The sequence below is a fragment of the Streptomyces sporangiiformans genome (genome assembly GCF_005768555.2).
In the GTDB taxonomy this organism is placed as follows: Bacteria; Actinomycetota; Actinomycetes; order Streptomycetales; family Streptomycetaceae; genus Streptomyces; species Streptomyces sporangiiformans.
Genome location: NZ_VCHX02000172.1, coordinates 13,669 through 32,122, shown reverse-complemented (window position 1 = coordinate 32,122; position 18,454 = coordinate 13,669). Strand labels below are relative to the sequence as shown.

At 68.4% G+C, this 18,454-nt stretch carries 15 protein-coding genes, 1 tRNA gene and 1 pseudogene; 7 read left to right on the top strand and 10 right to left on the bottom strand.

From position 1 onward, the window contains the following. Complete coding sequence (locus tag FGD71_RS29870; protein WP_119103659.1) at positions 1–912, top strand: ABC transporter ATP-binding protein; 912 nt, start codon at positions 1–3, stop codon at positions 910–912. Beyond that, the gene (locus tag FGD71_RS29865) at positions 909–1,625 is read left to right on the top strand and encodes an ABC transporter ATP-binding protein (RefSeq protein ID WP_119103658.1); all 717 of its coding nucleotides are present in this window, start codon (positions 909–911) and stop codon (positions 1,623–1,625) included. Before FGD71_RS29870 ends, FGD71_RS29865 begins: the two co-directional genes overlap by 4 nt. Positions 1,626–1,716: 91 nt before the next feature. Here the strand turns inward: FGD71_RS29865 and FGD71_RS29860 are convergent, their stop codons facing one another. Next, on the bottom strand, positions 1,717–2,373 hold the full coding sequence (locus FGD71_RS29860; protein WP_119103657.1) for an ANTAR domain-containing response regulator: 657 nt from the start codon (positions 2,371–2,373) through the stop codon (positions 1,717–1,719). Between the two features lie 98 nt (positions 2,374–2,471). Between FGD71_RS29860 and FGD71_RS29855 the strand changes: the two genes are divergently transcribed. Further along, positions 2,472–2,555, top strand: a tRNA-Leu gene (locus FGD71_RS29855). Positions 2,556–2,635: 80 nt separating this feature from the next. Then, positions 2,636–3,424, top strand: coding sequence for a helix-turn-helix domain-containing protein (locus FGD71_RS29850; protein ID WP_119103656.1), 789 nt, complete (start codon positions 2,636–2,638; stop codon positions 3,422–3,424). A gap of 5 nt (positions 3,425–3,429) precedes the next feature. Here FGD71_RS29850 and pyk read toward each other — a convergent pair whose 3' ends face one another. Together pyk and FGD71_RS29840 are read right to left on the bottom strand one after the other, a co-directional pair. Next, a complete protein-coding gene (gene pyk, locus FGD71_RS29845) occupies positions 3,430–4,866 on the bottom strand; it encodes a pyruvate kinase (RefSeq protein WP_119103655.1) in 1,437 nt (478 codons plus the stop codon). A 216-nt stretch (positions 4,867–5,082) separates the two neighbouring features. Further along, positions 5,083–5,808 (bottom strand): SIMPL domain-containing protein, encoded by a 726-nt coding sequence (locus FGD71_RS29840; RefSeq protein WP_119103654.1) that lies wholly within the window; start codon positions 5,806–5,808, stop codon positions 5,083–5,085. 144 nt (positions 5,809–5,952) lie between these two features. On the opposite strand from FGD71_RS29840, the gene FGD71_RS29835 reads away from it, so the two are divergent. Next, a complete protein-coding gene (locus tag FGD71_RS29835) occupies positions 5,953–7,791 on the top strand; it encodes a bifunctional metallophosphatase/5'-nucleotidase (protein WP_119103669.1) in 1,839 nt (612 codons plus the stop codon). A gap of 48 nt (positions 7,792–7,839) precedes the next feature. On the opposite strand, the pseudogene FGD71_RS49215 reads toward FGD71_RS29835, so the two are convergent. The 7 genes and pseudogenes from FGD71_RS49215 to FGD71_RS29805 form a co-directional block, all read right to left on the bottom strand. Then, positions 7,840–8,646 (bottom strand): annotated as a pseudogene (locus FGD71_RS49215) (SidA/IucD/PvdA family monooxygenase); the annotation flags it as partial. A 26-nt stretch (positions 8,647–8,672) separates the two neighbouring features. Further along, positions 8,673–9,371 (bottom strand): SidA/IucD/PvdA family monooxygenase (locus tag FGD71_RS49210; RefSeq protein ID WP_280528337.1); only part of this gene is annotated, 699 nt, incomplete at its 3' end. Next, positions 9,368–10,849: a pyridoxal phosphate-dependent decarboxylase family protein gene (locus tag FGD71_RS29825; RefSeq protein ID WP_119103653.1), complete on the bottom strand. Its 1,482-nt coding sequence runs from the start codon at positions 10,847–10,849 to the stop codon at positions 9,368–9,370. The genes FGD71_RS49210 and FGD71_RS29825, both read right to left, overlap by 4 nt. A gap of 226 nt (positions 10,850–11,075) precedes the next feature. Continuing rightward, positions 11,076–13,577, bottom strand: coding sequence for an aminopeptidase N (gene pepN / locus FGD71_RS29820; RefSeq protein ID WP_162931252.1), 2,502 nt, complete (start codon positions 13,575–13,577; stop codon positions 11,076–11,078). Between the two features lie 166 nt (positions 13,578–13,743). Beyond that, positions 13,744–14,271, bottom strand: coding sequence for a response regulator (locus FGD71_RS29815; protein WP_119103651.1), 528 nt, complete (start codon positions 14,269–14,271; stop codon positions 13,744–13,746). Positions 14,272–14,504: 233 nt separating this feature from the next. Then, a complete protein-coding gene (locus tag FGD71_RS29810; RefSeq protein WP_119103650.1) occupies positions 14,505–14,840 on the bottom strand; it encodes a chorismate mutase in 336 nt (111 codons plus the stop codon). Between the two features lie 93 nt (positions 14,841–14,933). Then, positions 14,934–15,716, bottom strand: coding sequence for a S1 family peptidase (locus FGD71_RS29805; protein WP_240436838.1), 783 nt, complete (start codon positions 15,714–15,716; stop codon positions 14,934–14,936). 159 nt (positions 15,717–15,875) lie between these two features. On the opposite strand from FGD71_RS29805, the gene FGD71_RS29800 reads away from it, so the two are divergent. Both FGD71_RS29800 and FGD71_RS29795 read left to right on the top strand, forming a co-directional pair. Continuing rightward, positions 15,876–16,787 carry a hypothetical protein gene (locus FGD71_RS29800; RefSeq protein WP_119103648.1) on the top strand — a complete coding sequence of 304 codons (912 nt, stop codon included), beginning with the start codon at positions 15,876–15,878 and terminating at the stop codon, positions 16,785–16,787. A gap of 82 nt (positions 16,788–16,869) precedes the next feature. Further along, the gene (locus tag FGD71_RS29795; protein WP_119103647.1) at positions 16,870–18,393 is read left to right on the top strand and encodes an ankyrin repeat domain-containing protein; all 1,524 of its coding nucleotides are present in this window, start codon (positions 16,870–16,872) and stop codon (positions 18,391–18,393) included. The last annotated feature ends 61 nt before the right edge of the window (positions 18,394–18,454 follow it).

Genomic DNA, 18,454 nt, shown 5'->3' with positions numbered 1-18,454 from the left:
ATGACAACCGACACCACCACCAAGGGCGCCACCCCCGGCGCCCCCGCGCCCGGCGAAACCGTGCTCGACGCACGCGGCGTCACCATGCGCTTCGGCGGCCTCACCGCCGTCCGCAACGTCAACCTCACCGTCAACAGCGGTGAAATCGTCGGCCTGATCGGCCCCAACGGCGCCGGCAAGACAACCTTCTTCAACTGCCTCACCGGCCTCTACATCCCCACCGAGGGAGAGGTCCGCTACAAAGGCAACATCCTGCCGCCCAAGTCCTTCAAGGTCACCGCGGCCGGCATCGCCCGCACCTTCCAGAACATCCGTCTCTTCTCCAACATGACGGTCCTGGAAAACGTACTCGTCGGCCGCCACACCCGCACCAAGGAAGGGCTCTGGTCCGCCCTCCTGCGCGGCCCCGGCTTCCACAAGGCCGAAGCCGCCTCCCGCGAACGCGCCATGGAACTCCTGGAGTTCATCGGCCTCGCCGGCAAAGCCGAGCACCTCGCCCGCAACCTCCCGTACGGCGAGCAACGCAAGCTGGAGATCGCGCGAGCACTGGCCAGCGAGCCGGGCCTGCTCCTCCTCGACGAGCCCACCGCCGGCATGAACCCCCAGGAAACACGCGCCACCGAAGAACTCGTCTTCGCCATCCGCGACAAGGGCATCGCCGTACTCGTCATCGAGCACGACATGCGCTTCATCTTCAACCTCTGCGACCGCGTCGCAGTCCTCGTACAAGGCGAAAAACTCGTCGAAGGCGACAGCGAAACCGTGCAGGGCGACGAACGCGTCATCGCCGCCTACCTCGGCGAACCCTTCGAAGACGCCCCCGGCGACGAAGAAGTAGCAGAAGTCGAAGCCGCCGAAGCCCAGGCCGCGGCCCAGGCCGACGCCGTGCCCGGCAAGGAGAACGACCGATGACCACACTGCTCGAGGTCGAAGACCTCCGAGTCGCCTACGGCAAGATCGAAGCCGTCAAAGGCATCTCCTTCAAGGTCGACGCCGGCGAAGTCGTCACCCTCATCGGCACCAACGGCGCAGGCAAGACCACCACGCTGCGCACCCTCTCCGGCCTCCTCAAGCCGGTAGGCGGCCAGATCAAATTCAACGGCAAATCGCTGAAGAAGATCCCCGCGCACCAGATCGTCTCCCTCGGGCTCGCCCACTCCCCCGAGGGGCGGCACATCTTCCCCCGCATGACGATCGAGGACAACCTGCGACTCGGCGCGTTCCTCCGCGACGACAAAGCAGGCATCGACAAGGACATCCAGCGCGCCTACGACCTCTTCCCCATCCTCGGAGAACGCAGGAAGCAGGCCGCGGGCACCCTCTCCGGCGGCGAACAGCAAATGCTCGCCATGGGCCGCGCCCTGATGTCCCAGCCCAAACTGCTCATGCTCGACGAGCCCTCCATGGGCCTCTCACCGATCATGATGCAGAAGATCATGGCGACCATCGTCGAGCTCAAGGCCCAGGGCACCACCATCCTGCTCGTCGAGCAGAACGCCCAAGCCGCGCTCTCGCTCGCCGACCACGGACACGTCATGGAGATCGGCAACATCGTGCTCTCCGGCACCGGCCGGGACCTCCTGCACGACGAGTCGGTACGCAAGGCGTACCTCGGCGAGGACTGAGTCCCCCTCTCGCCACATGGCTGAGGCCCGCACCCCCTGCTCGGGGTGCGGGCCTCAGTCGTCGCCGTACGTCGCGTAAACCCCGCCCGTACTAGCCCTTCGCCGCCTTCTTCTCCTCGGCGTCCAGGATGACCGCCTCGGCGACCTGCTGCATCGACATCCGCCGGTCCATGGACGTCTTCTGGATCCACCGGAAAGCGGCTGGCTCCGTAAGGCCGTACTCCGTCTGCAGGACGGACTTCGCCCGGTCCACCAGCTTCCGGGTCTCCAGACGCTGCGTGAGATCCACGATCTCCTTCTCCAGCGCCTTCAACTCCGTGAAACGGGACACCGCCATCTCGATCGCCGGAACCACATCACTCTTACTGAACGGCTTCACCAGATACGCCATCGCACCGGCATCACGCGCACGCTCGACAAGGTCACGCTGCGAGAACGCGGTCAGCATCAGCACGGGCGCGATGGACTCCTCGGCGATCTTCTCCGCCGCCGAGATGCCATCGAGCTTCGGCATCTTCACGTCCAGGATGACAAGGTCGGGCCGGTGCTCCCGGGCCAGCTCGACGGCCTGCTCACCGTCACCCGCCTCACCTACGACGGTGTACCCCTCTTCTTCGAGCATCTCCTTGAGATCGAGACGGATCAGCGCCTCGTCCTCGGCGATGACGACACGGGTCGTCAGCGGAGGCACGTGCGACTTGTCGTCGTCGGGCGCGTCTTCGGGCTGGGGCGACTCGGGGGCGGTCACGGGTGCTCCTTGTTTCAGGGCAGGCAAGTACTGCTCCCAAGAGCGTACCTAGCTGATGCCACCAGTGGTGACCGGGTACACTCCCAAACAGCACTCAAGCCGGGTTGGCGCAACTGGCTGACGCGGAGGTCTCAAACACCTCTGTCCGAAAGGACGTGTGGGTTCGAATCCCATACCCGGCACTGCGAAGCGGATGTTCCCATTCTCGTGAACATCCGCTTTTTGCTGCGCACGGTCGCGATCGGTAACACAGAGTGGCTGGATGGACGTTCATGGCACTGAGGTGCGACAGAAGGCACTCACACTGCTACGTGGCGGCACGAGGAACGCGGATGTGGCGCGGCAATTCAACATCCCACCCGGCACAGTCAGCTACTGGAAGCACCTGGACCGCGCAGAGCGCGGCGAGTGCCCAGGGAGGCACGACCCAAGATGCCCCCGGTGCGACGGACGAGAGCTCGACGAGTCGGCCTACAGCTATCTGCTCGGGCTCTACCTGGGCGACGGCCACATCAGTCACTACTCCGAGCACCGCGTGCCCAACCTTATGATCACCTGCACCGAATCGTGGCCCGGCCTCATGGACGACTGTGAGCAAGCCATGCGTGCGGTCTTCCCCGACAACTCCGTGTGCCGCGTCCGTAAGACCGGCTGCCGCAACGTGAAGGTGTACTCCAAACACCTGCACTGTTTGTTCCCGCAACACGGCCCAGGCAGGAAGCACGACCGCCGGATCGCCCTCGAACCCTGGCAACAGACAATCGTCGACGCCCACCCCTGGGAGTTCATCCGTGGCCTCGTCCACTCCGACGGCTGCCGCATCACCAATTGGACGACGCGCCTCGTGGCCGGCGAACGGAAGCGCTATGAGTATCCGCGCTACCTCTTCGCCAACAAGTCGGACGACATCCGGAAGCTCTTCACCGACACCCTCGACAAGGTCGGCGTCGAGTGGACCACCCTCGCCCGCGGCAGCGATCCCTTCAACATCTCCGTCGCCCGCAAAGCCTCCGTCGCCCTCATGGACACCCACGTAGGACCCAAGTACTGACGCGACTACTTGGGGGCGTCGTCCTCGCCGATGTGGTGGACGCGGACCAGGTTCGTCGAGCCGGAGACTCCGGGCGGGGAGCCGGCCGTGATGACGACGATGTCGCCCTTCTCGCAGCGGCCGATCTTGAGGAGTTGTTCGTCGACCTGGTCGACCATCGCGTCCGTGGAGCCGACCTGCGGGCCGAGGAAGGTTTCGACGCCCCAGGTCAGGTTGAGCTGGGAGCGGGTGGCCGGGTCGGGGGTGAAGGCGAGGAGCGGGATGGGCGAGCGGTAGCGCGACAGGCGGCGGACCGTGTCTCCGCTCTGCGTGAAGGCGACGAGGAACTTCGCGCCGAGGAAGTCGCCCATTTCCGCGGCGGCCCTGGCGACCGCGCCGCCCTGGGTGCGGGGCTTGTTGCGTTCGGTCAGAGGTGGGAGGCCCTTGGCGAGGATGTCCTCTTCGGCCGCCTCGACGATGCGGGACATGGTGCGGACGGTTTCGATGGGGTATTTGCCGACGCTGGTCTCACCGGACAGCATGACGGCGTCGGTTCCGTCGATGACCGCGTTGGCCACGTCCGACGCTTCGGCGCGTGTGGGGCGGGAGTTGTCGATCATCGAGTCGAGCATCTGGGTGGCGACGATGACCGGCTTGGCGTTGCGCTTGGCGAGTTTGATGGCGCGCTTTTGGACGATGGGGACTTGTTCCAAAGGCATTTCGACGCCGAGGTCGCCGCGGGCCACCATGATGCCGTCGAAGGCGGCGACGATGTCGTCGATGTTGTCGACGGCTTGGGGTTTTTCGACTTTGGCGATGACGGGGAGGCGGCGGCCTTCTTCGTCCATGATCCGGTGGACGTCATTGATGTCGTTTCCGGTGCGGACGAAGGAGAGGGCGATGACGTCGAATCCGGTGCGCAGGGCCCAGCGGAGGTCCGCTTCGTCTTTTTCCGAGAGGGCGGGGACGGAGACGGCGACTCCGGGGAGGTTGAGGCCCTTGTTGTCGGAGATCATCCCGCCTTCGACGACGGTGGTGTGGACGCGGGGGCCGTCGACGGCGGTGACTTCGAGGCAGACCTTGCCGTCGTCGACGAGGATGCGTTCGCCGGGGGTGACGTCGGCCGCCAGCCCGTCGTACGTCGTGCCGCAGGTCTGGCGGTCGCCTTCGATGCCGTTTTCGACGGTGATGGTGAAGGCGTCTCCGCGTTCAAGGAGTACGGGGCCTTCGGTGAAGCGGCCGAGTCGGATCTTCGGGCCTTGAAGGTCGGCGAGGATTCCGACGCTGCGGCCGGACTCGTCGGAGGCCTTGCGTACGCGCTGGTAGCGCTCCTCGTGGTCGGCGTAGGAGCCGTGGCTGAGGTTGAAGCGGGCTACGTCCATTCCGGCTTCGACCAGTTCTTTGATCTGGTCGTATGAGTCGGTTGCGGGGCCCAGGGTACAGACGATCTTTGCTCGGCGCATGATTCGAGCCTAGACCTTACCGGCGGGTAGAGAATTGGCCGGGCATGACTACTCAACAACCTTTACGTGAAGGGCTATTGACAAGTGTTGAATTGTGCGGCGGGGCGCTCCGATGAGCATTTCGGGTGCCTCGAATTCACCCATTGACTCGAATCCCTCCATTGAGTCGAAATGCCGGACGCGCGTTGACGTCTGCCGTTCGTTGCGGCTCGGGCGTCACAGCTCTGGTGGTGCCATCGTGAAGCGGGCGTTGACCTGGGCGTAGACGTGTTGGCGTTGGGGCTCGAGGTCGAGAGGGGCGGCGGCGTCTTCGGCGGCTCCGGCGTAGGCGGTGGTGCGCATCGAGCGAGATTGGGCCGCCATGTCGAAGGGGTGGGCGTTTTCGGCGCCGATGTCGGCGAGTTCGAGGAGTGCGGTGAGGGTGGTGCCGAGGGCTTCGGCGTATTCGCGGGCTCGTTGGACGGCTTCGCGTACTGCTTGTTGGCGGGCTTGGCGGTGGGCGGGTGAGTCGGGGCGGAGGGCCCAGTAGGGGCCTTCGACGTGGGTGAGGTCGAGGTCGGCGAGTCGTGTGGTGAGTTCGCCGAGTGCGGTGAAGTCGGTGAGTTCGGCGGTGGTGTGGACGCGGCCGTGGTAGGCGCGGATGCGTTCGCCGCGGCCGTGTTTGGTCAGTTCGGGGCTGATGGAGAAGGCTCCGGTTTCGACGCGTTCGACGGCTTCTCCGTAGGTCTTGACCAGGTCGAGCGCGGTGGCGTTGCGGCGGGTGAGGTCGTCGAGTGCGGAGCGCCGGTCGGTGCCGCGGGCGCTGACGGTGATGCCGATGCGGGCCATTTCGGGGTCGACTTCGAGGTGGGCTTCGCCGCGTACGGCGATGCGGGGTGCTTCTGAAGTGCCGTAGGGGGTGGTGGTGCCTGTGGGGCGGGGTTCTTCTGTGGGTGGGGTCATACGTCCCACTCTGTCACCGGCGGCCCGGTTCCGGGCGGCGCTGGTCATCAGATCGAAACCTGCGGGGGCTGTTGTCGCGCGTCATGCACGGGTCAGAATCTACGCGCGTTGTTGACCATCCCCCAAGGAGCACCAGACATGCCGTTGCCGCTGAACCGCCGGAAGTTCCTGAAGAAGTCCGCCGTGACCGGGGCGGGAGTCGCGCTGACGGGCGCGGTCGTGGCTCCGTCGGCACAGGCCGCGCAGGCGCAGGCCGCTGAGGCACCGGCTGCGGAGACGAGGAAGGGCGGCAGACCCGTGAAGCGGTACTCCCTGACGGTGATGGGCACGACGGATCTGCACGGTCATGTCTTCAACTGGGACTACTTCAAGGACGCGGAGTACAAGGACTCGGCGGGCAACGCGCAGGGCCTGGCCCGTATCTCGACGCTGGTGAACCAGGTCCGTGAGGAGAAGGGCCGCTGCAACACGCTGCTGCTGGACGCGGGTGACACGATCCAGGGCACTCCGCTGACGTACTACTACGCGAAGGTGGACCCGATCACGGCGAAGGGTGGTCCGGTTCATCCGATGGCACAGGCCATGAACGCCATCGGATATGACGCGGTGGCGCTCGGCAACCACGAGTTCAACTACGGCATCGAGACGTTGCGCAAGTTCGAGGAGCAGTGCGACTTCCCGCTGCTGGGTGCGAACGCGCTGGATGCGAAGACGTTGCGCCCGGCGTTCCCGCCGTACTTCATCAAGAAGTTCCCTGTGCGGGGGCTGCCGCCGGTGAAGGTAGCGGTGCTGGGTCTGACGAATCCGGGGATCGCGATCTGGGACAAGGCCTACGTGCAGGGGAAGTTGACGTTCCCGGGTCTGGAGGAGCAGGCGGCGAAGTGGGTGCCGAAGCTGCGGTCGATGGGCGCCGACGTGGTGGTCGTGTCGGCGCACAGCGGGTCGTCCGGCACGTCCTCGTACGGTGATCAGTTGCCGTACATCGAGAACTCCGCGGCGTTGGTGGCGCAGCAGGTGCCGGGGATCGACGCGATCCTGGTCGGTCATGCGCATGTGGAGATTCCCGAGTTGAAGGTGACGAACGAGAAGACCGGGAAGACGGTCGTCCTGTCGGAGCCGTTGGCGTATGCGGAGCGGCTGTCGCTGTTCGACTTCGAGTTGGTCTTCGAGAAGGGCCGGTGGGCGGTCGAGTCGGTCGGCGCGTCGGTGCTCAACTCGAACGCGGTCGCTGACGACCCCAGGATCACCCGGTTGCTGAAGGACGAGCACGACGTGGTCGTGGCGTACGTGAACCAGGTGGTCGGGACGGCGACGGAGGCGTTGACGACGGTGGAGGCGCGGTACAAGGACGCGCCGATCATCGACCTGATCACGAGGGTGCAGGAGGACGTGGTCAAGGCGGCGCTTGCGGGTACGGAGTACGCGTCGTTGCCGGTGATTTCGCAGGCGTCGCCGTTCTCGCGCACGTCGGAGATTCCGGCCGGTGAGGTGACGATCCGGGATCTGTCGAGTCTGTATGTGTATGACAACACTCTGGTCGCGAAGGTGATGACGGGTGCGCAGGTGCGGGCGTACCTGGAGTATTCGGCGGAGTATTTCGTGCGGACGGCGGCCGGTGCGGCGGTGGAGGTGGACAAGCTGACGAACGCGAACAACCGTCCGGACTACAACTACGACTATGTGTCGGGGCTGACGTATGAGATCGACATCGCGCAGGCGGCGGGTTCGCGGATCAAGAACCTTTCCTACAACGGTGCTGCTTTGGACGACGCTCAGAAGTTCGTGTTCGCGGTGAACAACTACCGGGCCAATGGCGGGGGTGCGTTCCCGCATGTGGCGTCGGCGACGGAGGTGTGGTCGGAGTCGACGGAGATCCGTACGCGGATCGCGGAGTGGGTGACGGAGAAGGGCACGCTGGACCCGAAGGAGTTCGCTTCGGTGGACTGGAGGCTGACTCGGGACGGGGCTCCTGTGTTCCCGTAGTCCGGTCGCTGGCTTTCCCGTAGTCGGTCCGGTCCCTGGCCCGGGTGCTCAGCTCTCCATGAGGGGGATGAGTGCCTGGGCCTTGTGCTGTCTGGGGTGGGGGATCTGGGGCTGTGGTTCGTGCTCGGAGGGTTGTGGTGCGAGGCCGAAGGTGGTGAAGGCGGTGCGGGATGGGAGGGGGTAGGGGTTCTTGCCGGTGAGGGAGTTGAGGATGGTGGCGCTGCGCCAGGCGGCGAGGCCGAGGTCGGGGGTGCCGACGCCGTGGGTGTGGACTTCGGCGTTCTGGACGTAGACGGCGCCGGTGATGGCCGGGTCGAGGGTGAGGCGGTACTGGTCGTCGATGTGGGGGCGTTCGGCGTCGTCTCGGTGAAGGTAGGGGGCGAGGCCGGCGAGGAGTTGGTCGAGGGGGCGTTCGCGGTAGCCGGTGGCGAGGATGACGGCGTCGGTGGTGAGGCGTGTGCTGGTGCCTTGTTGGACGTGTTCGAGGTGGAGTTCGACTTTGGTGTGGGCTACGCGGCCGGCGGTTCGGACGCGGACGGCGGGGGTGAGCACGGTGTCGGGCCAGTCGCCGTGGAGGGTGCGGCGGTAGAGCTCGTCGTGGATGGCGGCGATGGTGTCGGCGTCGATGCCTTTGTGGAGTTGCCATTGGGCGGGGACGAGCCGGTCGCGTACGGGTTCGGCGAGGGCGTGGAAGTAGCGCGTGTAGTCGGGTGTGAAGTGTTCGAGGCCGAGTTTTGAGTACTCCATGGGGGCGAAGGCCTCGGTGCGGGTGAGCCAGTGGATCTTCTCGCGGCCGACGGGGCGGTGTCGGAGGAGGTCGAGGTAGACCTCGGCGCCGGATTGTCCTGAGCCGATGACGGTGATGTGTTCCGCGGTGCGGNGACCTCGGCGCCGGATTGTCCTGAGCCGATGACGGTGATGTGTTCCGCGGTGCGGATCCACTCACGGTGTTCGAGGTAGTCGGCGGCGTGGATGACGGGTACGGCGGGGGCTTCGACGAGGGGGCGGAGGGGGCCGGGGATGTGGGGGGTGGTGCCGATGCCGAGGACGATGTTCTTGCTGTAGGTGCGGCGGATGGGTTCGGCTGCGGCGTCGGCTGCGGCTGCGGCTGGGCCTTCGGGGTCGTGTGGGGTGAAGTCGATGGCGAAGAGTTCGCGTTCGGGGTTCCAGTGGATGGCTTCGACGTGGTGGCCGAAGTGGAGTCCGGGGAGGTGGTCGCTGACCCAGCGGCAGTAGGCGGCGTATTCGGCGCGTGGGATGTGGAAGCGTTCGGCGAAGTAGAAGGGGAAGAGGCGGTCGCGGCTGCGCAGGTAGTTGAGGAAGGACCAGGGGTTGGCGGGGTCGGCGAGGGTCACCAGGTCGGCGAGGAAGGGGACTTGGAGGGTGGCGCCGTCGATGAGGAGGCCTGGGTGCCAGTCGAAGGCGGGGCGTTGTTCGTAGAAGGCGGTGTCGAGTTCGGCGAGGGGGTGGGCGAGGGCGGCGAGGGAGAGGTTGAACGGGCCGATGCCGATGCCGACCAGGTCGCGGGGTGCTTCGGGTTGGTGCTGTGCGGGTGTGTCGGGGGTGGGCGTCGGGCTCATCGGCGTGGGGGTCCTTCCACCAGTTTCAGGAGCGCGGCGAGGTCGCCCGGCTCGGTGTGCGGGTTGAGCAAAGTGGCTTTGAGCCAGAGGCGGCCGTCGAGGCGGGCGCGGCCGAGGACGGCGCGGCCTTCGGTGAGGAGTTGTCGTCGTAGGCCGGCGATGATGTGGTCGGTCGCGTGGGCGGGCCGGAAGAGGACGGTGCTGATGGTGGGCCGGTCGTAGAGCTCGAGGCCGGGGTGTGCGTCGACGAGGTCGGCGAGTTCCTGTGCGCGGGCGCAGACGTTGTCGACGAGGGCGCCGAGTCCTTGCCGTCCGAGCGTTTTGAGGGTGACGGCGATCTTGAGGATGTCGGGGCGCCGGGTGGTGCGCAGGGAGCGGCTGAGGAGGTCGGGGAGGCCGGCTTCGGTGTCGTCGTCGGCGTTGAGGTAGTCGGCGTGATGTTCCAGTGGGCGCAGATCGCGCGGGTCCTGAACGGCGAGCAGGCCTGCGGCGACGGGTTGCCAGCCGAGTTTGTGCAGGTCGAGGGTGACGGTGTGGGCGCGGGCGAGGCCGTCGAGTTTGGCGCGGTGGTGGTCGCTGAAGAGGAGGCCTCCGCCGTAGGCGGCGTCGATGTGCAGGCGGGCGCGGTGGGTTCGGCAGAGGTCGGCGATGGCGGGGAGCGGGTCGATGTGTCCGGCGTCGGTGGTGCCCGCGGTGGCGGCCACGAGGAGAGGGCTGCCGGTGCCGTGCAGTTCGCCCAGGACTTCGTCGAGTGCGGCGGGGTCCATGGTGCCGGTGGGGGCGGGCACGGTGATGGGTTCGGGGAGGCCGAGCAGCCAGGTGGCACGGCGCAGGGAGTGGTGGGCGGTGTCCGCGCAGACGAGTTGGACGCGGCCGTGGAGTTCGCGGGCGAGGAGGAGCGCGAGCTGGTTGGACTCGGTGCCGCCGGTGGTGACGAGGGCGGCGGCGGACTGAGCGACCTGGGCGGCGGGCTGCGTGTCCTGGGCGGCGGGCTCGGCGGGCCGCGCGACCAGGGCAGGAGGCCGCGCGACCTGGGCCGTGGGCCACGCGACCTGGGCCTCGGCCCGCTTGCCGTACACCGCCTCGGCGAGTGCGGCCGTGACCAGGGCTTCCAGTTCGGAGGCCGCCGGGGCCTGGTCCCAGGAGTCGAGGGACGGGTTGAGGGCGGAGGCGGCGAGGTCGGCGGCGGTGGCGACGGCGAGGGGCGGGCAGTGCAGGTGCGCGGTGCACAGGGGGTCGGCGGGGTCGGCGGCGCCTGCCGCGAAGGTGTGCACGAGGGCGCGCAGGGCGTCCTCGTCGCCCTGTTCGGGCAGGACGTCTCCGAGGGCGGCGCGTATGTCCGCGGCGACCGCTTCGGGGCCTCCGGCGGGCAGGGGGCCGCTTCGTGCGGTGGCGCCGTCCCGCAGCGCGTCGAGCACGGTCGTGAGCAACGGCCGCAGGGCGTCCGGTCCTTGGGGGCCTGAGGCGAGCGCGCGCATGGACGTCCTCCGGGGGCGCGCGGCCGGGGGTTTCCGGCTTGTTCGCGTGGTGGGTTGACGCGCCCGGAGAGCCCAACGATCGGGACCCGAAAGGGGGTACGGCGGCGCTCGCCGCCAGGAGGTCACGACGCTCGGTCTGTGAGGTGTGCGAGGAATGTACCCGCGAGTGCGGGTCGCGGGGGGGCTGGTCGCCCCCTGCGACGCGCCTCGCTCCACGTCTGTCGGGCTACTCCTCCCGTACCCGAAGTGCCCTTGCCAGGTCGTCGAGTTGGTCGGCGAGCTTGCGGCGGAGGGCGGGTGTGGGGTCGGCGTCGCGCAGGCACTCCTCGCCGAGGCGGAGTGTCTGCGCGGAGACGGCGTACACGGGGAAGGCCCAGCGGCCCGCGGCTTCGGCGATGGCGGGGCCTCGGCGGGCGGCGAGGGCGACCGCGTCCTTGAAGTACCGGGGGACGAAGTCCCGTACGAGGTCTGCCTGTTCGGGCTGCCAGAAGCCTTGGGCGGTGGCGGTGAACAGGTAGTTGGAGAGGTCGTCCGTGGCGAACATGTCGTCCCAGGCCTGGCGTTTGGCCTCGGGGTCGGGGAGGGCGGCGCGGCAGCGGGCGGCGCCCTCCTGGCCGGTGGCGCTGGGGTCCTGGACGAGTTCGGCTTCGATGACGCTGTCGTCGATGGCGCCGAGGATGGCGAGGCGGCCGAGGATGCGCCAGCGCAGTTCGGGGTCGAGTTCGGGGCCGCCGGGGACGGTGCCTTCGGAGAGCCAGGCGGTGATCGTGTCGGGTTGGGCGGCGACGTCGATGAGGTGGCGTACGGCGGTGAGGCGCAGGCCGGGGTGGGAGCCGTCCTCGGTGCGGCGGACGAGGTCGCGGCACAGGGAGGTGAGGGTGGTGAGGGCGGCGGGCCGGTCGGGTGCGGGGAGGTAGCGGTTGGCGACCTGGGTGGTGGCGAAGGCGAGGACGCCCTGGACGAGGGCGAGGTCGGTCTCGTGCGGGAGGTGGGTGCGGGCGGCCTCCAGGTAGGCGGTGGCGGGGAGTTCGCCGTCGCGTACGGAGTCGCGCAGGGCGTTCCAGATGACGGCGCGGGTCAGTGGGTCGGGCAGGGCGGACAGTTCGGCGCGTACGGTCGCGAAGGATTCGGGGTCGAAGCGGACCTTGGCGTAGGACAGGTCGGCGTCGTTGAGGAGGAGCAGGGCGGGGCGCTTGCCGATGGGCCGGGCCGGCTCGGTCTGGGGCAGGTCGAGTTCGAGGCGTTCGCGGAGGGTGAGGCGGCCTTCGTCGCTGAGGTCCCGGTCGTACAGGCCGACGGCGATGCGGTGGGGGCGGGTGCCGTCGTGGGCGATGGTGAGGGTGCAGGTGCCGTTGTCGGTGCGGGCGACCTTCGGGGTGAGGGTGTCGACGCCGGTGGTCCGCAGCCAGGAGTCGGCCCAGGCGTGGACGTCTCGTTCGGTGGCCTGGGCGAGGGAGTCGATGAAGTCGGCGAGGGTGGCGTTGGCGAACTTGTGCCGGGCGAAGTGGGTGTTGATGCCGGCGAGGAAGTCCTTCTCGCCGAGCCAGGCGACGAGTTGGCGCAGTGCGGAGGCGCCCTTGGCGTAGGAGATGCCGTCGAAGTTGAGGAGCGCGGAGGCGGTGTCGGGGACGGCGTCCGGGTCCGGGGCGACGGGGTGGGTGGAGGGCCGCTGGTCGGCTTCGTAGCCCCAGGGTTTGCGGGTGACGCCGAATTCGGTCCAGGTGCCGGTGAACCGGGTGGCCTCGGTGAGGGTCTGGTAGCCCATGTACTCGGCGAAGGACTCGTTCAGCCAGATGTCGTCCCACCAGCGCAGGGTGACGAGGTCACCGAACCACATGTGGGCCATTTCGTGGGCGATGACCATGGCGCGGATCTGTCGCTCGGTGTCGGTGACGGCGGAGCGGTGGACGAAGTCGTCGCGGAAGGTGACGAGGCCGGGGTTCTCCATGGCGCCGGCGTTGAACTCGGGGACGAACGCCTGGTCGTAGGAGTCGAAGGGGTAGGGCTCCTCGAACTTCTCGTGGTAGCGGTCGAAGCAGGCGCGGGTGATGTCGAGGAGTTCGTCGACGTCGGCGTCGAGGTACGGGGCGAGGGAGCGGCGGCAGTGGATGCCGAAGGGTAGGCCGCGGTGCTGGGTGCGTACCGAGTGCCAGGGGCCGGCGGCGACGGCGACGAGGTAGGTGGAGATCAGCGGGGTCGGGGCGGCCTTCCAGTTGCCGTCGCCGAGGTGCTCGGTGATGCCGTTGGCGAGGACGGTCCAGCTTTCGGGGGCCTTGACCTCGAGTTCGAAGACGGCTTTGAGGTCGGGCTGGTCGAAGGCGGCGAAGACGCGTTGGACGTCTTCCATGAACAGCTGGGTGTAGAGGTAGGTTTCGCCGTCGGTGGGGTCGGTGAAGCGGTGCATGCCCTCGCCGGTGCGCGAGTAGCGCATGGCGGCGTCGATGCGCAGTTCGTGTTCGCCGGGGGTGAGCTTCTTGAGGGGCAGCCGGTTCTCGTCCAGGGTTTCCGGGTCGAGGGGCTGTCCGTCGAGGGTGGCGGTGCGCAGTTCGGCGGGCTTGAGCTCGACGAACGTGTCCGCGGCCTTGTGGTTGCCCCGCACCGTGAAGTGGATGACGGTGCGGGAGTCGAAGGTCTCGTCGCCGCGCGTCAGGTCGAGTTCGATCTGGTAGCGGTGGACGTCGAGGAGCCGGCCACGGGTCTGCGCTTCGGCGCGCGTCAGTACGGACATGGGTGACATGCTGCCTGATGAGCTTGGCGCGGCACAGAGGAGGCCTGGTCTCGCGGCCGTACGCGGTGGTCTTCCGGCCGTTTCGGGGGCTTGTGTGTATCCTCCGGCCTCGTCGGAGGGCTCGTCAGCGGCCTCGTCAGGGGCCTGTGTGGGCCTTTCGCGGGGCCTACGCGCTCTGGTCGTGCTTCGGGGCGGTGGAAGGGCGCCCGGGCGGTACGCGGGGGTCGAAGCGCGTGTGGTCGGCTTCGGGAGGCACGCCTTCCTTCACCAGGGCACGTAGTTCCCGTACTTCCCGTTCCAGCCACAGAAACCGCTGGTGGTAGTCGTACAGGTACCGCACTTTGGTACGCAGGGCCCAGGGGTCGATGGGTTTCACGACGAGGTCGGCGACGCCGAGCCGGAAGGCGGTGGAGGTGAGTTGGGCGTCCGTGCCGAAGCCGGTGACCAGGATGATGGGTATGCGCTGGGTCTGCTCCACGCGGCGCATGTAGCGGACGACGTCGAGGCCGCTGACGCCCGGCATCCGCACGTCGAGGAGGAGCAGTCCGACCTGGCCCCGCAGGACCTCCTTGAGGGCGTCGTCGCCGCTGGTGGCTCGCGCCAGCCGGTAGCCGAGCGGGGCCAGGGCGCTTTCCAGTGCGTAGAGCGTGTCCTCATGGTCGTCGACGATGAGGATCTTGGCATCCGACGGCATTGCGCGAAGTCCCCTCGCTTGGACAACCAGCTTATGCCTGAACCGACTGACACGGAGTACTCGTGAACTGACAAGGAGTGCTCAGCGAAGGATGCCTTATTTCGGCGCGCACGCCGAGGGGTTGTGCGTACAACGGTGCGAGAAGTGTGCGAGAAGTGGGGACAATGGGTGGAAACGCCGTGTCGAGAGGCCGGAACGTGCCGAGAGGCCGGTAGGGGGCTCCGCTCCCGCTGTCACTTCGTGGTGTTCGCGTGGTCCGCGATGCTTTCGTGGTGGCGGATGACCTCGGCGATGATGAAGTTGAGGAGCTTCTCCGCGAAGGCGGGGTCGAGCTTGGCGTCCTCGGCGAGCTGACGCAGGCGGGCGATCTGCCGGGCCTCGCGGGAGGGGTCGGCGGGCGGCAGTCGGTGGGCTGCTTTGAGGTGGCCGACCTGCTGGGTGCATTTGAAGCGTTCGGCGAGCATGTGGACGACGGCGGCGTCGATGTTGTCGATGCTGTCGCGCAGCCGGGCGAGTTCGGCGCGGACGGCGGGGTCCACGTCACCGGGGCCGGTGTTGCTGGTGGTCATGGACGTCCACCTTAAGGGGCGCGGGGAGCTGCGCGACAAGCCACGGGACGACCCGCACCCGAGGTACGACGCGCAGTCCCCGCCCGCTGCCCCCTACAGCGTCGCCGCCGCCCGGGATATGGCGGAGGCGAACGTGGAGACCTCCGTGTAGACGCCGGGCACACCGGGCCGCGCACACCCGTCGCCCCAGCTGACGATGCCGACCTGCAGCCACGCCCCGCTGTCGTCCTTGCGGAACATGGGGCCACCGGAGTCGCCCTGGCAGGTGTCGATGCCGCCGCGCGGATACCCGGCGCAGATCTCCTGCCCGGCGACGAGCCGGCTGCCGTAGTGCTGCTTGCACTTGGTGTCGCTGATGAACGGGACCTTGGCCTTGAGCAGCTTGTCCGAGCCGGTGCCCGCGTTCTCCTTGGTGTCACCCCACCCGGCGATGGTGAAGGTGCCCTTGTTGTAGCGGGTGTTGGTCGCGATCTTCAGCGTGGGCCGGTCGATGGGCCGGGCCAGCTTGATCAGGGCCCAGTCCTTGCCCTTGCCGTTGTAGCCGGGGGCCGTGAGGACCTTTTTGGACTTGACCTTGATCGCGCCGGGGGCGTTGAGGTCGACGACGCCGGCGGTCGCCGTGATGCTGGTGTCGTTGCCCGTGAACTCGACACAGTGCGCGGCGGTCAGGACGATGTCCTTCTTGTAGAGCGCGCCGCCGCAGCCCATGGACAGATGGACCATGAACGGGAACTCGTTCTGTGCGGCGGGTGTGCCTCCGACGATCGGCGCGGGCGCGGCGTGCGCGGCGACGGGCTGGAGGCTGGCGGTCGCGAGGGCGACGGCACCGATGGCCGCCGATCTCTTGACGAAGGTGAGCGTTCTGCTGGTCAACAGAGTTCCTCTCGTGGGGGGTTGAGCGCGTAGCAGTATGAAGATCCCACGCTGAGGGCGGCAAGGGTGGATCTCACGCCTTCTCGAGGAACCAGTGCGGCGAAATTCCCCTCGCATCGACTTAGAGTGGAATCGGGTTCTGGGCCTCTTGGGGGTGCGGGCGTGGCGAACGGCGGGCCGGTGAAGCACGGCTACCCGCACCTGGACACGGTGCGGGCGGCGATCACGGCGCTGTACAAGCGGCTCTCGTACGACACCATCCACACCTTCGACACCAGCGTGCTGCCCGCCGATGTGGCCTTCGCCGATGTGGACGATCTGTATCTGGGCACGCAGCGTGTGGCCCGCGAGCTGGTTCAGCACTTCCGGCTGCCGGACGCCCGCATGATCGTCAGCTTCCGCGAGATGGAGCACGCCGCGAATGTCGAGCTCGCCGCGGGCCCCGAGTACTTCATCGAGCTGAACGACCGGTTCCGTTCGCATCGCAGGGACATCGGCGCCGCTTTGGCGCACGAGGTGATGCACGTGTATCTGCACCGCCTGGATCTGTCGTTCCAGGGCACGCGGGACAACGAGATCCTCACGGACACCGCGACGACGTATCTGGGCGCGGGCTGGCTGCTGCTCGACGCGTACCGCGAGGACGCCGCCTCCTCGCAGAAGCTGGGCTATCTGACTCCGGAGGAGTTCGGGTACGTCCTGGCCAAGCGGTCCCTGATCTTCGGCGAGGACCCCTCCACGTGGTTCACCAGTGCGCAGGCGTACACGGCGTACACGAAGGGCATGGCGCGGGCCCGCCACGACGAGCAGCAGCCTCCGCTGTCCGCGGCCGGCTGGGCGGGCCGCCGCCGGTATGCGAAGGACCGCCGCCACGCCCAGGACCGCCCGGTCCAGGACCATCACGCCCACGGCCGGCCGACGGGCGTCCCGTACGACTTCACTCCCGAAGCTCACGGTCCGCTGCGTGTGTCGTTCCCCTGCCCGACCTGCCATCAGCGGATCCGGGTGCCGGTGCGGGGCCGGGTGCGGGCGCGCTGCGCTCTGTGCCACACGGTGCTGGAGTGCGATACGTAGCCGGTGCGACGTATGGGAATCGGGAGGAGATTCACAGCAAAAGTCTTTGCTTCGCCGGCCTGTCCGGGGCGAAGGTCGATGCATGGACACGCAAGACCCGGCGGCCGGTCTGTTGACGGCCTTGTACGAGGCCGATGAGGACGCGGTCGTACGGCAGTTGCGCGCCGGCGCGAGCGCGGAGTCGGTGGACGAGGACGGCCAGAGCGTCCTTTATCTGGCGGCCGTGAACGACAAGCCCGGTGTGGTGCGCCTCCTCCTGGCGGCGGGAGCCGCACCGGACCGGCTGAGCGCGGGCACCGATTCGCCGTTGTGCGGGGCGGCCTGCGGCGGGCACACGGAGGTCGTCCGTGCGCTGCTGGCGGCCGGAGCGCTGCCGGATCTGCTGGAGGGTTTCGGTTTCACCGCCCTGACCTGGGCTGTTCAGCGGGGGCACGCTCCCGTGGTGGCCGAGCTCCTCAGGTACGGCGCCGACCCGAACCGCCCGGGTCCGACCGGGGATTCCCCGCTCGTCGTGGCTGCGCGCCGCGGCTCCCCGGGCTGCGTACGCGCGCTGCTCGCGCGGGGCGCGCGGGCCCGGTCCGAGGCGCTGGCCGAGGCCCGGCGCTGGCTGACCCTTGATGTGGAGGCGGAGCTGCGGGCCGGTCTGGAGCAGGTGCACGGGCCCGGCCACGAGTTCGTCACCCGCCGCTTCCCGGAGGACGGCGGTGTGACGGTCGAGGTCGAACTGCTGAAGGACGGCCGTCCTGTGTCCGGCAACGACCAGCAGACGGGCCACGCGGCCATCGTCACCCTCCTGGAGGCGTCTCTCGGTGTCGCCTCCCCCGCCACGGAACTCGCCGATCGTGCCCTGCGCCGCGGCGACCCGGACAACGACGACTGGTCGGAGGCGGTGACCGTGCTCGCCCGGCGTGGCGACGCGGAGACGTTCGAGGCGGCGGCCCTGTGGTGCGGGGAGGGCACGGACCCACTGCGGCAGGCGTTCGGCGCGGATGTGCTGGGGCGGTTGGGGGCGGAGGGAAGCGGGGACGGGCCACCTCGGCGGCAGGACGAAGTCGCGGGCCCCTTTGCCGCCCGGAGTCTCCCCGTGCTGCGGGAGTTGGCGCGCGCGACCTGGGAGCCGGTGACGTCGCGGTCCGTCGTCGCGGCCCTCGGCCTGCATCGGGACCCGGCCGCTCTCCCCGAGATCCTCCGCCATGGCGGCCACCCGGACGCCGGTGTACGGCGAGCGGTCGCCGTGGCCCTGTGCGGGCTGGTGCCCGCCGATCACCTGGAGGGCATCGAGCGGCTCATCGCGCTGACGGGGGATGCCGACAGGGACGTACGCGACTGGGCGGCGACCGCGTTGGCCGTACTCGACACGGACACCCCCGATCTGCGGGACGCGCTCGCGGCGCTCCTCGACGACACGGACCGGGAGGTGGTGGCGGAGGCGGCGCGTGGGCTGGCGATCCGGCAGGATCCGCGGGCCATAGAGGTGTTGGAGCGGCTGCTGACGGAGGAGAGACCCGACAGCGCCCCGCGCGCGACAGCCGAGGAGGCCGTCACGCACATACGGGACGACCGGGTGAGGACGCTGCTGGCGTCGACACTGCCACGGCGGATGTAGGGACACGGCGGCTGTGGGGACGCCGCGGATGTTCGGCCGGCGCGGGGTCGGCCGTGTCCCC